This window comes from Rhodoferax potami (assembly GCF_032193805.1).
Lineage (GTDB): Bacteria > Pseudomonadota > Gammaproteobacteria > Burkholderiales > Burkholderiaceae_C > Allorhodoferax > Allorhodoferax potami_A.
Genome location: NZ_JAVBIK010000001.1, coordinates 2,135,151 through 2,150,487, shown reverse-complemented (window position 1 = coordinate 2,150,487; position 15,337 = coordinate 2,135,151). Strand labels below are relative to the sequence as shown.

The 15,337-nt window shown below is 52.0% G+C and carries 12 protein-coding genes; 3 read left to right on the top strand and 9 right to left on the bottom strand.

The window, feature by feature from the left end; all coding sequences use genetic code 11:
* Positions 1–30: 30 nt before the first annotated feature.
* Positions 31–591 carry a YaeQ family protein gene (locus tag RAE19_RS10295; protein ID WP_313874796.1) on the top strand — a complete coding sequence of 187 codons (561 nt, stop codon included), beginning with the start codon at positions 31–33 and terminating at the stop codon, positions 589–591.
* 61 nt (positions 592–652) lie between these two features.
* Here RAE19_RS10295 and RAE19_RS10290 read toward each other — a convergent pair whose 3' ends face one another.
* Positions 653–1,081 (bottom strand): DUF3717 domain-containing protein, encoded by a 429-nt coding sequence (locus RAE19_RS10290; RefSeq protein WP_313874795.1) that lies wholly within the window; start codon positions 1,079–1,081, stop codon positions 653–655.
* A gap of 371 nt (positions 1,082–1,452) precedes the next feature.
* Here RAE19_RS10290 and RAE19_RS10285 point away from each other — a divergent pair, with 371 nt between their 5' ends.
* Complete coding sequence (locus tag RAE19_RS10285; RefSeq protein WP_313874794.1) at positions 1,453–2,160, top strand: TerC family protein; 708 nt, start codon at positions 1,453–1,455, stop codon at positions 2,158–2,160.
* Positions 2,161–2,196: 36 nt separating this feature from the next.
* Positions 2,197–2,547: a phage holin family protein gene (locus RAE19_RS10280; protein WP_313874793.1), complete on the top strand. Its 351-nt coding sequence runs from the start codon at positions 2,197–2,199 to the stop codon at positions 2,545–2,547.
* Here RAE19_RS10280 and RAE19_RS10275 read toward each other — a convergent pair.
* From RAE19_RS10275 to RAE19_RS10240, 8 genes are all read right to left on the bottom strand, one after another.
* Positions 2,518–4,056 carry a M48 family metalloprotease gene (locus RAE19_RS10275; protein WP_313874792.1) on the bottom strand — a complete coding sequence of 513 codons (1,539 nt, stop codon included), beginning with the start codon at positions 4,054–4,056 and terminating at the stop codon, positions 2,518–2,520. The genes RAE19_RS10280 and RAE19_RS10275 overlap by 30 nt on opposite strands.
* A 20-nt stretch (positions 4,057–4,076) precedes the next feature.
* On the bottom strand, positions 4,077–5,648 hold the full coding sequence (locus RAE19_RS10270; RefSeq protein WP_313876219.1) for a PglL family O-oligosaccharyltransferase: 1,572 nt from the start codon (positions 5,646–5,648) through the stop codon (positions 4,077–4,079).
* Between the two features lie 94 nt (positions 5,649–5,742).
* Complete coding sequence (locus RAE19_RS10265; protein ID WP_313874791.1) at positions 5,743–6,195, bottom strand: pilin; 453 nt, start codon at positions 6,193–6,195, stop codon at positions 5,743–5,745.
* 164 nt (positions 6,196–6,359) lie between these two features.
* Positions 6,360–8,780, bottom strand: a complete 2,421-nt coding sequence (locus RAE19_RS10260) for an ATPase, T2SS/T4P/T4SS family (RefSeq protein WP_313874790.1) — start codon at positions 8,778–8,780, stop codon at positions 6,360–6,362.
* An 82-nt stretch (positions 8,781–8,862) separates the two neighbouring features.
* Entirely contained in the window at positions 8,863–11,112 is a 2,250-nt protein-coding gene (locus RAE19_RS10255) for a CHASE2 domain-containing protein (RefSeq protein WP_313874789.1), read from the bottom strand.
* Positions 11,113–11,157: 45 nt separating this feature from the next.
* Entirely contained in the window at positions 11,158–11,823 is a 666-nt protein-coding gene (locus tag RAE19_RS10250) for an FHA domain-containing protein (RefSeq protein WP_313874788.1), read from the bottom strand.
* 45 nt (positions 11,824–11,868) lie between these two features.
* Positions 11,869–12,654, bottom strand: a complete 786-nt coding sequence (locus RAE19_RS10245) for a Stp1/IreP family PP2C-type Ser/Thr phosphatase (RefSeq protein ID WP_313874787.1) — start codon at positions 12,652–12,654, stop codon at positions 11,869–11,871.
* Positions 12,655–12,660: 6 nt separating this feature from the next.
* Complete coding sequence (locus RAE19_RS10240) at positions 12,661–15,267, bottom strand: CHASE2 domain-containing serine/threonine-protein kinase (RefSeq protein WP_313874786.1); 2,607 nt, start codon at positions 15,265–15,267, stop codon at positions 12,661–12,663.
* Between the last annotated feature and the right edge of the window lie 70 nt (positions 15,268–15,337).

The window sequence follows — 15,337 nt, the reverse complement described above, 5'->3', positions numbered from 1 at the left end:
TCTTATAAAACTCCCCCTCTTCCCTTCTCCATGGCACTCAAATCCACCATCTACAAAGCCAATCTGCAGATCGCAGACATTGAGAACAGCTACTACGCGGACCACGCGCTCACGCTAGCTCGGCACCCGAGCGAGACAGATGAGCGGATGATGGTTCGCTTGGTCGCGATGGCTTATAACGCCCACAAACTTCAAAGTGTTTGCAACGGCGATGGCACTCTGGCCTTCGGCGCCGGCTTGTCCGACCCCGAGGACCCGGATGTTTCGCTCACCGATTTCACAGGGCAGAAGCGCCTGTGGATTGAGGTGGGTCAACCGGAAGACAAGCCCATCTCCAAGGCTTGCAACAAGTCCGACGCGGTATTGCTATATCCATTTGCACACTCTGCGGACATCTGGTGGAAAGGTATCGAGTCGAAATTGAGCCGCTTGGACAAACTGCAGGTTTGGCGTATTCCTTCTGCAACCTCCCAAGCTTTGGCGAAACTGGCAGCGCGCAGCATGCAGTTGCAAGCGACGGTTCAAGAGGGCGTCCTCATGCTGGGAGATGGAAGCAGCACCGTGGATATCGAGCCCATCCGCTGGAAGTAATTCAGGCTTATAGCCAAATCCGCCCTAACCGCCATATTTACTACGGAAACAGCTATTAGTTTTATAGCAGATTCCCCTTAGAACGCGATTCTGCTGCACGCTCAGCATAACGGTTAAAGCGCCACGACGTGGCATCTAATGTGATGCGCCGCCAGGTTGCACGCTTTTCGGCGGGACCCATTTGCGGCCAAAGCTGCACCTCCTCAAAGGTACGCCCGCAGCCTTTGCATAGCTCATCGCCTTGGCTGGTGGAGCAAATCGCAATACACGGCGTATCGGGCGTCGTTTCATACCAAGTCTGCCAAGCCGCGAGCGCTTTTGCTGGCATGCTGAACTCGTCAGCCTCTGTCTCGTGGTAATAGATGAGTAGTGCGTAAACCTCAGCGAGGGCGCGTGTGGAGCTCGGTAGCGACACACCATCGAGAGAAGGCTCGCGCGCACGCCAGAAATTGATGGCCGACTCGATATCGGTGATGTGTATGCCTGCCACGCTTGTCGATTGCCTCTGGTGCCTGAACGGAGGCGCATGATATACCGAGGGCCCCTTCCGGCGTAGCGAGGGGTCTTGCTTGAAGCGCGGTGGGGACTAGGAATCTCTTGCCCCTGAAATCTATACGCCTACAAGTTTTGTTGTTATAGTTCGGCCTACTCCGAAGGGGAGTAGCTCCAAGCGTCGCAAAACGCTTCGACTGATCGTCAATACGAAGCCAACGCTTCCGGTCTGTCGGGGTTCCCATCCATGGGGGCCTGAGCAAGACCTTCGATTCACGTCCCTTGCGGGCGGGGTCGTTGGCGTGGCTTTCTAGCTTCTTTAACCTCTTCGCCTACAGCGGCTCCTCTTTCTCGTTGTTAGGATATTTCATGGAATTCATGTCAGCGCCTTGGTGGTCTGCCCTACTGACCATCATTTTGATCGATCTGGTGTTAGCTGGCGATAACGCTATCGTTATCGCGTTAGCCGCACGCAACCTGCCCCCCGCACTGAAACAAAAAGCGATTATTTGGGGCACCGTAGGCGCCATCGTCGTTCGCTCCGTAATGACGGTTGGTGTCGTCTGGCTCTTGAAGATCCCTGGTTTGATGTTGGTCGGCGGCTTGGGCTTGCTGTGGATTGCTTATCAGCTCCTCGCTGACCAAGGCGATGGCGATCACGATGGCCCCTCGGCGAGCACATTTTGGGGTGCCATGAAGACCATCATCGTGGCAGATGCACTGATGGGCGTTGACAACGTATTGGGCGTAGCAGGTGCAGCGCACGGCGCCATGGACTTGGTCATCATCGGCCTGCTGATCAGCGTTCCGATCGTGGTTTTCGGTAGCAACGTGGTTCTTAAGCTGGTGGAGCGTTTCCCCTCCATCATCATGATCGGCGCGGCTGTGCTTGCGTTTACCGCAGCAAAGATGGTGGTTCACGAGCCTTGGCTGGTGTCCTTCTTTGGCACAGATGCTGACTTGACAAGCACACAAAGCATGACCCGCTGGGCGGTCTATGTGCTGGCCATTGTGGCCGTTTTGGGTGCAGGTTGGCTGACTCAGAAACGCAACTCGGCAGGCGATACCGCCGCCTGAGCTTGCTGATGCGGGCTCAGTGCTATGCTGAGCTACATGAAACTTATCTTTAAATGGCTGCTATGCGCTGCCGCCTTACTGGCGGTAGCGCATTTTTACAGTGGCGTACAGGTGCAGAGTTTCGGCTCAGCACTGATCGCGGCACTGGTTGTAGGCCTGTTCAATGCGCTCCTCCGGCCCATTTTGGTAATCCTCACCTTGCCGGTTACCTTGCTGACATTGGGACTTTTTCTCTTTGTTATCAATGCCACGCTGTTCTGGTGGGCCGCAAGCCTATTGGATGGATTTGCAGTAAGGGATTTCAGCGCTGCATTGTTGGGTTCATTGATATACACCGTGGCCGGCATAGTGATCAACTCAGCGCTCGATCGCTTGTTCCCGAAGTAGCTGCTCAACTTGCCGCAAACGCACATCGACGATCGACGCCTCGATGTGATCGACCGGAGCAAGCTTAGACTTCGATAGCTCCTGTGCAGCTTTTAGCCGCGCAATGGCGCCAGCGTAGTCAAGCTGGGCGAAATTCACCTCGGCCTCTGCTCGCACAGCTGCTACTGTTCGCCCCTGTGCTGCCCGTGCACTCGCCAACGCTTGCCACATTGACGCATCCAGCGGATGCTCGAGGACCCAAAGCTGGGCCGCGTCCGCAGCAGCATCTGCCGAGCCCAGCTGTATTTGAATGCCGACCCACATCAAGAGCTCAGCACGCGTTTTAGGAGACGCTTTTTGAGCTAACGCCTCCAAAGCTGCTGCGGGTCGCCCTTCAGCCAATGCCAGCTCTGCACTCACATAGCGCCATTGCCGCATTCCAGCATCGTCATTGGCAACCAACAACCGCAGAGCGTCCCGATAACCTACAGCGCGGCCAAAATCACGTAACTTGATGGACGCTAGCATCGAACCGTAGAGGGCTCCGACACGCTGATAAGGCGTGAGCTTTGACAATGCGGCGGACTCTGCCTCGGAATACCAGTAACGAAGCCCATCCACTGACGCATTCGATAGTAAACGCGCCCTGGCCGACACCATGCTGTGCTCAAGAGAGCCAGAAGGCACTTTGTCCACGCCATCAGGAATTCGTGACTTCATGTCGGCAATGCGCTCGGTAGTCAGAGGGTGACTGCGCAGATACGGAAAACTCCCGGCATCGTTATTTCGATTGGTCAGCTGCAGCTTTTCAAACATGCTGACAAATGCAACGGGCGAAAAACCTGCCTTGGTGGCCACCTCAAACCCTGCCCGATCAGCCTCACGCTCCATGTCGCGAGAAAAATTCAGTTGCGACTGTGCAGCCACGGCCTGCCCACCCACGATGACCGCGTTGGCACCCGCTGGGTTAGTGCTCGCGGCTAACGCTCCCAAGATCATCGCGCCTACCAACAAAGGCGTTTGCTCACTTTGCCGTCTGATGAGGCGCGCGATATGTCGTTGCGTGACATGGCTGAGCTCATGAGCTAAGACCGATGCAAGTTCGTCTTTTGACGAAACGACACCCACAAGCCCCAGATGAATACCAAAGTAACCGCCAGGTAAAGCGAATGCATTCACAGTGCGGTCTTTGCCCTGCAGCAGCTTCCAGGCGAAGCCCGCATCCACCTCCGCCGGAATGTCTCCGCGCTGCCGTGCAGCATTCATCAAGTGCTGCCAGATAGAGTGGAGATAGTCTGCAATGGCAGCATCATCCAAAAAATCAGGGTCGCGATATAGATCGCGCGCTATACGGTCGCCCAGAAGTCGCTCATGCACTACCGACAAGGAAGTCAAATCCTCGCGAAGGCTCATATCTTGTCCTGCCAAAGCAGAACAACCTAAAAAATATAAAGCCCAAAGCGATTTAAACTGGAGCCAAAAATTTAGCCTCATAGAGAGATGCGAAAGATGGTACTTCAAACCAGACATGCGATGGAGCCATCATAGGCCTATTTCGTATACAGCGAATCCCGCCTGAAGGTCCAAAGCTGGGCTCCCGCGAGATCACCATCCTGAACAAGTAAATTTATATAGTTATTTAAAAATGACTTCGTAGGATAAACCCCAACTATGTAGTCGTACGCAGCTCTCTCGTGTGGCGAGAGTGGCTTTTTCACATCAGCCCGCATAGCTACATTCAGATACTTCAACTCAACAATCTTATTTTCATAATCCGGAGGCGCTGGAACTGGAGCACCCATAATGGCCATTTGCAGTTTAGCCTGACGAATATCCTGCTCAACATCTAGATAATTTTTCGCCACGACATAAAAAACAGTCAGCGACAAAACCCAACAAGAAAATATCCAACTGGTCGAGATCAGATATCCTGAAGATGATGAAGGAACTTTACAGAATCTATAAAAAATAGCACAAGGAACCAAGAAATAAGCATAGTGCAGGGGATACTCAAGGAGTGCATGTACAAGAACAACCGAAAACATCCCGAGGATAGCCATCTGCTCTTTAGTCTTAACCTGTATCACCAACCTCCACAATCTCCATATTACAAAAGCACTGACAAGCAATCCAATAGGAATACCAAACCATACAAATATATCAATGAATATATTGTGTGAATGACCAAAATACATATTCAACGGATTCTCGGGGAGGATGTTTTCGATATTTGCAAACACAACTCCACCCACACCATAACCCAGAGCCCATTCATTCGAGATTGCATCCAAAAAAATGCTGTATGCGATTAGTCTAGGGCGGTCAGTAAACGCTTTTCCTCCCATGATGGCTGTATTTTCAATCCCTAGTATGGCACTTTTTAAATATGGCAAGCTGGCTGAAACAACCACAACCACAACCAAAGCAAGACCAATCAAGACGCGCGTACGGAAATCAAAGTGGGCTCGAAATGTTAAAACAATTAAAGTAATAAGAACCATATTAAGCAATGCGGTTCGGGATTGCGTTAAGGCTACACCAATCGCCATTAACAAGACAGCAAACACCACCCCACCACCCAATACCCACTTCACCTTCTTCGCACTTTCAGATTTATTGGTTTGTTCAAAATAATAAAGCGAGACAACGATCGACCACAAGATAAGTGTTCCGATCTGATTTGGCTGGGACAAATTGCCGATCAATGGATTACCAGGATCAGCGTGACTCATCCAGACTTGATAGCTCTCATAATCTTGAAAAATACCAAGCCAAAGACCTATCCCAAAAAGACAGGAAGCAACACCCGCCACGAAAATGCTCACAAACAAACTGTGGATAACCCCATTATCCGGCGCAGGCATTTTAAGGCAGCACAATACAATACCAGCGACCAACATCACTGGAAGCATACTTCTTTGAAATTCACTAGTAGAGAGAATGGCACTGTGCACAACAAGCACTAGCAGCAGTACTAGTTCAAATTTAGTTACTTCGATCTTTGCTGAAATATTTCGAAGTAATGCAACACTTGATACAAACAATCCTAGGACTAATGCAGCACCTTCATTCAACGCACTGGGCCAAGGAATACTATGAAATGGCTGCATAAAGCTAGCCATCGCCAAAAGTATTACCAATACATGAGTTAGCAATCTAAGCATATAAAAATAAAGGCCGCAATGCGGCCTTTATATAGGACAAATTAATGATCAATCAAGTTTTTGGCAAAAACTTGGCAGGAATAGATGTACTAGAGACAGCCCAAGAACATTGGGCACCCTGGACGCAAGTTGCTGTGTATACGATAGTTCCGCCATCAACGGAAGTGTTCCCTGTACCCTTCATCACTACACTCACTGTCGCAGATGTCGTAGATGAGGAAGCAGCAGTAACTGAAGTTACATACTTGCTGGTAATGGCCGTTGCCGAAGCCAAACCAAAAGATTCGTTGGTGTCTGCGGTAGAAGACGCATACATAGTGCCTTCATTGAAGGCAAGTCCAATGGCGGTTTTGGCAGTAGACGCCATAGAAGTGGCCTCTGTAATTTTAGCGCGCACAGTGTAATCTTGATAAGCAGGCAAAGCCACCGCAGCCAAAATACCAATAATCGCCACGACGATCATCAGTTCGATCAAGGTAAAACCTTTTTGAATGGAACGCTTCATAAAAACTCCGGTTTAAGAAAAGAGGCTTGAGTAGGTGCAGCTTTCATGCCAAGCCGCTAAGGGTCTAATTCTGTGAACAAATACCCAAAACATATTGCCAAGGTGACATTTTTGCTCGCGCCGATAGAGACTGGGTGCATCGAGTGACAAGATTGTCACTTCCGTCACTTGATGCAGACTTGCCTCACCATCTTGAGATCCGTGAGGCCCATCAAGATTTTTTCCATTCCATCCATCTTTAAAGTGCGCATCCCCCCTTGGACTGCGCTAGCGAATAGTTCGGCCACTCGCGCACGCTCTTGGATGAGCTTCTTGAGATGGTCGTCTGCGACCATCAGTTCATGCAGACCCACCCGGCCTTTGTAGCCGGTTTTATTGCACTTCTCACAGCCGACAGCTTTGTAGAGCTTTAAGGGTCCGCCATCGCTATAAGCATCCATCCATTGCCGAATCAGTTTTTGGGTCTCCGACTCGTAATCGCTTTTCCATGCATCCGTATTCCGCAACTCTTCGGCGTACTCTTTACAGAACAACCGCAATTCATCGTCAGTCGGCACATACGCCACCTTGCAATCGCACAGCCTCTTGGCAAGGCGTTGAGCCAAGATGCCCAGCAAGGCATCTGCAAAATTGAAGGGGTCCATGCCCATATCTAAAAGGCGGGTAATGGATTCGGGCGCAGAGTTAGTGTGCAGGGTGGAGAACACCATGTGGCCGGTCAACGAGGCTTCTACGCCCATGGACACGGTTTCTTTATCTCGCGATTCGCCGACCATGATGATGTCCGGGTCCGCACGGAGAAAGGCCCGCATCACCAGCGCAAAGTCGATTCCGGCTTTCTTGTTGATTTGGACTTGGCGCAAACCTTTTTGCGTAATTTCTACAGGATCCTCTGCGGTCCATATCTTGGTATCTGGCGTGTTAAGAAACTTCAATATGGAGTGCAACGTAGTAGTCTTTCCCGAGCCCGTTGGCCCACATACGTAAAACAAACCATACGGTTTGCTGACTGTTGCCTCTAGTCTGGTCTTATTGTGCGCAGTCAAACCCAGTTTTTCTAACGGTATTGGTTCACCTGCAGCCAATATCCGCATCACCACATCCTCGACCCCGCCTGCAGAGGGAATAGTTGCGACACGAAGTTCAATATCTAGCGGGCCATACTTTTTAAATTTTATTTTCCCATCTTGAGGTTTTCGACGCTCCGAAATATCGAGGTCACACATAATTTTGAGGCGCGTGACCATCGCCTGGCGAAAGTGGGCGGGTACCTCGACGTAAGGGACGAGGCTTCCGTCGATCCGAAAGCGGATACCGGTTTTAAATTTGCCCGGCATGGGCTCAATGTGTATATCCGAGACCTTCTGATGATAGGCATCAATAATGACTTTGTTAACGAACTTCACCAGTTCATTGTCTGCAGCGGCAGACTCTAGTGACTCATCATTACCGGAATCTTCAATAGGCCCACCGTCCATATCGGCGAGTAATTGATCAATTGTGCTGGAGTCCGCAGTCGCCCCAAATAGTTGCGAAAGCGTCTCGATAAACTCTATTTGTGTTGTCACCCGGTACGCAAACTTGCTAATCCGCGGAAAAACTTGTGGCACCACTCTCGAGCCTTTTACCGCTTCGGGGTCAAGACACATGATCACCAAACCTTCAGGCGACTCCTCAAGAGGAACCCAGCCCTGCTCCTCGAGAAACTCGCGTTTTAGAGGCCCATGCAATGCCTCCGAACGAATGCGAGCGCTGCTACGCGGCTCATAGACCACTCCGAAAAACTGCGCCAAACCGGCGCCAACCTGACTCGGCAACAAACCCGTGCGGCTGATGATGAGCTGCTCAAGCGGTTCACCTTCGTCGCGTGCTTCTTGTGCAAGTTGTTGAAGATCGATATCCGACAACAAACCGGCATTCACTAGACTGTCATAGCGAGTGCGCTCACGTCTTGGTCGACTCTCTTGGGTGGCCACCCGTTGTCGGATGGCGGTGGCAAGCGTTTTGCAGAGCTCTGTCACTCCATCAAGTTCTAACTCTCCGAAGGGTTCGTCGCTCTTGCTATTGATGACCTGCAGAACGCCATGCAAAACGTTACCGTCGAGAATTGGCGCAACCATCATCTGCTTGGTTCGGTAGCCGGAGCGCTTGTCCACTTCTTTTAAGAAGTTGAGGGACGGGTGTATCTTGCGCAGCGCCTCTTCGTTGTATACATCCGGCAGATTGAGGATGGTCCTGCTATAGGCCGCGTAACCAGCAAGGCTTTGCGGAGAGATTGGTAGCTTCAATTCCTTGCTTGTATTGAGGCCTGTCTTTATCTTTGAGACTATAGAAACACCATCATCCGCTACTGCGTACAAGGTGAGTCGATCCGCATTGAGCAGTTTGCATATCTCTTGGCTGGTTTCGAGCATGATTTGCTCGAGTTGGACCGTGTCGTGAATACGCGCCGTTACCTGATGCAATTGCCGATAGAACAGTGCCTCGAACGTCATTCCGCGTTTTTTAACGGGCTGCTTTTGTGAGTCGTAAAAAGCCTGCTCACTCAACGAGGAACTCCCCTCTCCCGGCTGCGAATGATTCATGGAAGTGCTTCTTTCTTTTTCGGATAGTCAAATAGCATGAACAGCCAACGACGGCTAAACGGCAAAAGGAACAGATATCCCTTTAAGTGGACCCGAACTGCGTGCTTCCGTCCCATTCCGGATCAAACGGTAACAGTTTTAAACTTGCGATCCGGGCAGCGTAATAGCTATATAAAGGTTTGGTACCGGCAACGTCCAACAAGTTCAACAGCACCCTCTCAGCGGCCGCCCACGATTGCACACGATAGTGGGCCAAGAATTCATGCCACAACGCCAACTCCCCGCTTAAAGCGGCATCCGACACAGAGGATTGGGTCCAAGGGGTCCAAATCGTTACGGACTGCTCTTTGCCCTTCACCCTAACCTTGTCTAGCTCTTGCCAAGCGAGCTCAGGAATGAGCGCTTTTGTGGTTTCACTCACGATGATGCTCTCGCCGTAAATCTTGGTCAGTCCTTCCAAACGGGAACCAAGGTTTACTGCATCGCCAATCACGGTGTAACTGCGCCGCATCTCGGACCCCATATCACCGACACACATGAGCCCCGTATTGATGCCGATCCCGACGCCGATCTCAGGGACGCCTCGCGCTCGGTGTTCCGTATTTAGTGTTTGAAGCATATGCTCAATTTCCACGGCGCACTTAACTGCCAAGACGGCGTGATCCACCGCCTCGACTGGTGCCCCCCAAAAGGCCATGACGCAGTCGCCCATGTACTTGTCAATTGTGCCTTTGTTGGCCCGGATGACAGTAGTGATACGACTGAATATGTCAGTCAACATGGACTGCAATTGGATCGGCTCCATAGACTCTGACATCCGTGTGAAACCACGCATATCGCAAAACATGACCGTCAACTCACGGCTGGTGGCCTGCATGGTGTAACTGTCTGGATCCCGAACCATTTCATCTACCAACTCTGGAGGTACATAGGTACCAAACAGGTTCGCCAACTCTCTCTTTGAACGGCTTTCGACAAAATATCCATAGCTCATGTTCAGCGCGAAAGCAGTCACGGTCATCGCCAGCGACGTCGCCAGCGGCAATGCCAAGCCAAACTCATCGTAGAGCCAGAAGTTGGAGGCGACCAATACAACGAGCATTGCAAAACTCAGCAGCACTGCTTTGAACGCCGAAAGCAGAGGCAAACAAAAAGCAAGCATCAAGCCGGCGCTCAACAGCATGATGAACTCGTACCCGAACGCATAATCAGGCTTTACTTTCAAGCGCCCATCCAGCATGGAGGACAAAACACTCGCATGTGTTTCAACCCCAGGGTAGGTTTCTCCGGCCGGCGTCACCCGCATATCAAACAAACCCAGCGCAGTTGTACCAAGCAGCACAATTTTGTTTTGAAGCATTCCAGGGGGGAGCGTGTTGTTAAGTACGTCTACCGCAGACACGTAGCGAAAAGACCCACCAGCCGGTCCGCCGGGGCCTCGGAATGAAATGAGCGCTCCGCCACGATTGTCAACGGGCAGCACAAGACTCTTTCCCTCTTTAGTGAGCTCCAAGCTTTCAAGGCCGCGATATGCCTTGGGCAAAACACTTTCTTTAGAGAATGAAGGCTTAACCTGCGGCGCCCCTGTCAGCGCACGGAACATGGCGAGAGAGAGAGACTCATAGTACGCATCACCATAGCGTGCAACGAGCGGCAAGGACCTGACAACGCCGTCCGCATCGGTAAAAGAATTGGTATGACCCGCCAGTGGAGTCGCACTTGAGAACACGGCAAGGTTTGCCCCGAACGCTGACCACTCAGGCGCCATCACGGAATGACCATCAAGGTCCGCCCCTGTAAAAACTGCGGCAGGCAGCGCGCCTCCCGAGCGAAACGCCGGCGCGTCAGAGAAGAAATAGCCCAGAACTACCGGCCTGTTTGTTAAAGCGGTTGCAAGCCTCGCATCGAAATCAAGACTTGGTGCGAGCCGATCCACCTGCTCGGCAAAAGCCGGATTGTCTTTGAGCTCATTCGCAGCCAGCGAGCGCAGATGCTGAAGCCCTGAACTAGTGTCTGGCTCAGCGAGAACAACATCGACTCCAAGTAGGCCTACGTCGTGCTTGTCAAATAGCTTATCGACCAAGTCGGCGAGTACAGCACGACTCCATGGCCAGCGTCCTATTTCAGCCAGACTCTTTTCATCTACATCGACGATGACGATACGGTCGTCGATCGTCCGTGGCATCGTGGACCGAAGACGCGCATCGTAAATGAGGTTATCTAACCGGTGAAGTGCGCCGATTTCCAGTGCCCCTAAAAGGTGAAGCACTGCAAAAACAAACGGCACCAGAGTGACCGCGATACGGGCTCGATGCCGATAGATGGAATTCACCTCTCAGGCGTTAGTGCGCGCAAGGGATTTTGTGTGCGAGGCTATTCAATGCAATATGAATTGCATCTGGGTCCCTGCCAACTCCACCAAATCCCCATTTTTCAAGGGAAGTGGCGCAGCCCCGATAGGAGCACCGTTCAAAGTTGGATTACCCGCACCTTCCACATGGTGCACCACAAAACCTTGTTGGCGGCGGGTAATCGCGGCAACCGCAACACCCGGCTTTCCAATGGTGGTGACTACTTTCGTAAGCGGTACTTCCCGCCCGGATGCGGCGCCAGAAAGCACCTTGATTGCAGCGTGAAACGCTCCCAGCCCTTGGGAATCCCCGGCGACCGTAGCAAACCCTGAATTCAAAGGTTGTGTAGTGATCGCAGACGGACGGGCAGGCACCACCATCGTTTTGTCAAAACTATCGACCATACCGTCAGCCATGTACTTGATCTTGTATTTGCCGATTTCGATACCGTCGCCGTGGCGGAGTTGCTGTTTTTTGACAGCCTTACCGTTCACATAAGTGCCATTGGTACTGTTGAGGTCTTCAAGAAAAATGTCTTGTCCCGCCATCAAAATAACAGCGTGTTCGCCACTTACAGCCAGGTTATCAATCACGATGTCGTTGTAAGGCCTGCGCCCCAAAGTTGTGCGATCTTTAGTAATTTGAACTTCTTTGATCACGACCTCATCGATCGATACGATCATTTTCGGCATGATCGACTCCTTTTCCTGTAGTTGCTTTTTGAAAGCGTTTCGACTTTATTTCCCGAGCAGCTTGGCAATAAAGCCTTTTTTTTCAACTGCTTCCCCTGCGGCAACCAACAGAACAGAAATATTGTCACGGCCACCACTCTCATTGGCAGCCAAGATTAAATGCTCTGCAAGGGGCTCCAGACGCAGGTCCTCGAAAGCAATTCTAACGATTACTTCATCAGACACCATATCTGAAAGCCCATCTGAGCACATTAGATACACATCGCCAGGTTCGATACTGAACTCGTTGACCTCCAACATCACCCCTTGCTCAACACCGAGCGCTCTTGTGACCAGATTCTTGATGGGGGAGCCAGCCGCTTGCTCTGGCGTAATCAATCCTGCATCCATTTGCTCCTGCAACAAAGAATGGTCTTTGGTGATCTGCTCCATACGACCCTGCCGGAGCCGATAGCAGCGGGAATCACCGATATGCCCGACCAACAGTCTGCCATCTTTAATCACTCCGAGAACCAAAGTGGTCCCCATCCCGGCAAACGAAGGGTTGGCGTTGGCTGAGTTGTAGATGGCGATATTGGCGTTGTCCACGCATATCTCCATGGCCCGGCGAATATCCCTCATTTGTGCATTCGCACCAGCCTCTGACAACCAACGACTCAGCTCCGCCTTGATAAAAGCAGTCGCCATCCCGCTGGCAATTTCGCCTGCGTTGTAGCCGCCCATTCCATCTGCGAGGACAGCAACCAAGGCCTGATCATCAAAAGCCACGGAGTCTTCATTGTTTTCGCGGCATCGACCCGGATCCGTTTTGGCGTGGAATTGGTACATCATGGTTATTTAGATTTCGATATCCGGCGCCGGTCGAGCTGGCCGTTTCAGTGGAATCGTGTTTTGCATCGTAATGTCTACAGTGACGGCTTGAACAGCTTCCGGCGATATGTTGCCTTGATTTGTGATGTACTTCTCAAGGCACAGCGCAAACTCAGCCCCGGTTTGAAACCGAGCCTCAGGGGCTTTCATCACGGCGCGCTGTACCAGTCTCGCGAGCTCCTCTGTTAAATCCGGCCGACGAAGGCGCACATCCACAGCCTCTTCATGGGTAATTTTGTACATCAACTCCGCCATAGAGTCCCCACGAAATGGAAGTACTCCTGTCAACAACTGGTACAGCGTCACACCCAAGGAGTACAGGTCAGAGCGCCCGTCAGCAGATGCCCCTGCCAATTGCTCTGGTGACATAAAACTGGGCGTACCCAGCACCAGGCCCGTTTTGGTTTTATAGCTGTCAGAGATTCTTGCGATGCCGAAGTCTGTCACCTTCACCGCATTGGTATCGGGCTCAAACATGATATTCGCTGGCTTTATATCGCGGTGCACTACCTGCTGCCGGTGGGCATAGTCCAAAGCCAAGGAGACACGACTCACAATACTCAAAACAGTGACAACAGGGAGCAGATTTTCAGGCTTGGTGTGTTTGACGAGGTCGGTTCCACCGACGAACTCCATGGCAATGTAGGCCAAATCGCTCTCTTCGCCAGCGTCAAAAATAGTCACGATGTTTGGATGCTGCAAACGCCCGGCAGTTTCTGCCTCACGAAAAAAACGCGCACGAGCATCGACCAACTCATCGCCAGAAAACTCCTCGGCGAGGGCCATGGTTTTCAGCGCCACCACGCGACCAATTTTCGGATCCAGGCCGCGGTAAACAACTCCCATCGCGCCTTTGCCGAGTTCGGCATCCAAGGTGTACCGTCCAAGTGTCGGCTTTTCTATCGTTTCATTTTCGAAAACAGCTGCGGTAATTAACTTCTCATCGCGCCTCATCACGATGGAGTTGGAAAGTCGTTGCGCTTGCACTCGCTTCAGTTTCACATCTTTGAATTCGGGGTCCTGCGCAGCAATGTATTCATAGACGGCAAGAGCCTTGTTGAACTGACGTTTACGTTCAAAATCAAGTGCCAATTGGTACAAATTCTCACGAACCGCATCACTGGCAGGCACCCGTCGGAAGCGGTCAAAAGCCATGTCCAGCTGTCCTTGGCCCTGCAAAGCCAAGCCCATCATGCGGTTGGCCTCAGCGGACTCTGCATCAGACTGCGTTTTCCCTAACTCCACCATCCAGAAGCGCTTGGTCGTCAACCCGATGTGGCCGATGGCCAAAACCATCGCAGGTAGCAGCAACTTCACCCAAACTGCAGAGTTGACCAGCAACAGGTATTCACCTCCGACCAAACCGACTAAAGCAAGGGCTGTCAGCATCGCAGCGACAGGCGCTGAAAGTGTGCCCAGCACTCCCATTAAATAGGCACTGACGAGCAGCAGGGCAATGACGCCTACCCAATCAGCCCACGCCGGTTGAGAGGTGGCGTGTTGCTCCAGAAGACTGGACGTCACATGCGCCGTTGTCTCTGCTGGAGACAAGGCCATCTGCCCTGCAACGGGAAACTGAACGCCAATACCTGCCGCAGTCGCTCCAATAATGACAATCTTGCCCTGGTACTTGGCAGCGGGCACTTTCTGAGTCAGGACGTCATAAAACGAAGTGACCGGGAAGGCAGGCTTGCCATTGCGCGTCGCGTAAAACTGGGGGAGCATTGAGGCGTGCTCGTCCGTTGCAATGTGCAGATTTCCGAGCTGGAGACCTTTGCCGGGCACAAACCGAACATCGGTCGCAGACAGGTCCAATGCCTGGACAACGGCGGATAGTGCGAGTGAAGGTACCGCCTTCCCACCCGCATTAATCCAGAGTGGCTCGGTGCGAACCACGCCATCAGGATCAAGCATCTGGTTCAGGTGTCCGCCACCGGCCGAGGCTTGTGACAATTCGTCCATCGGAAACTGGCCCTGTTCTGCAGGAAAAAAATCAGTGGCAGATACAGAAACGCCTGCTCTCATCCAAAATTCGGGGAGTGATCTGTCGGGTGCAGATCGGGCCACACCCCACTTGAAGACCACAGGCAGCAAGACATTTCCCGCACCACGAATGCTCTGCGCGAGCGCCGCGTCATGGTTGAGGGCAATCTCAGCCTCGGCAAAAGCTTTGTCGATAGCTTCTTGGTTGGCCATCTCCCCTGCTTCGGCCATCAGCGCTTTTAACTTTTGGATATGCACCAAGCCGGTATCCAGTTGCGGCTCAAAAAAGAAGATGGTTTGAACAATCGCCGCGGGCTGGGCCTGCGCCAGTAGATCGATCAATTCAGCGTGGTAGTTCCGCGGCCAAGGCCACCGCCCCAGCTTCGAAACGCTGAGGTCGTCAATCGCAATGATGGCAATTTGGTCAGAGGGCAGACGCGCCTTGGAAGCACTGGCAATATCGTAAAAACGTAGCTCCAAAGAAGCCGCCAAGCCCGTTGTCAGCAATGCAACGGTCGCGACTGCGGAAACAAGCAATCCGACAAACCAATCAGTTCGCCAGAACGCTCTGTTTTTGGGTGCGCTAGCCACCCTCACTGACTCCCCGATTGTCCCTGTGCATACTTGGTTGAGTGCTTTGTATTTACTTTCGTGACAGCTC

What these genes read in the sequence shown, in the direction of transcription:
- RAE19_RS10295 (WP_313874796.1), top strand. Translation starts at nt 31, where the DNA reads ATGGCACTCAAATCCACCATCTACAAAGCCAATCTGCAGATCGCAGAC.
- RAE19_RS10285 (WP_313874794.1), top strand. Translation starts at nt 1,453, where the DNA reads ATGGAATTCATGTCAGCGCCTTGGTGGTCTGCCCTACTGACCATCATT.
- RAE19_RS10280 (WP_313874793.1), top strand. Translation starts at nt 2,197, where the DNA reads ATGAAACTTATCTTTAAATGGCTGCTATGCGCTGCCGCCTTACTGGCG.
- RAE19_RS10275 (WP_313874792.1), bottom strand. Translation starts at nt 4,056, where the DNA reads ATGTCTGGTTTGAAGTACCATCTTTCGCATCTCTCTATGAGGCTAAAT.
- RAE19_RS10270 (WP_313876219.1), bottom strand. Translation starts at nt 5,648, where the DNA reads ATGGCTAGCTTTATGCAGCCATTTCATAGTATTCCTTGGCCCAGTGCG.
- RAE19_RS10265 (WP_313874791.1), bottom strand. Translation starts at nt 6,195, where the DNA reads ATGAAGCGTTCCATTCAAAAAGGTTTTACCTTGATCGAACTGATGATC.
- RAE19_RS10260 (WP_313874790.1), bottom strand. Translation starts at nt 8,780, where the DNA reads ATGAATCATTCGCAGCCGGGAGAGGGGAGTTCCTCGTTGAGTGAGCAG.
- RAE19_RS10250 (WP_313874788.1), bottom strand. Translation starts at nt 11,823, where the DNA reads ATGCCGAAAATGATCGTATCGATCGATGAGGTCGTGATCAAAGAAGTT.
- RAE19_RS10245 (WP_313874787.1), bottom strand. Translation starts at nt 12,654, where the DNA reads ATGATGTACCAATTCCACGCCAAAACGGATCCGGGTCGATGCCGCGAA.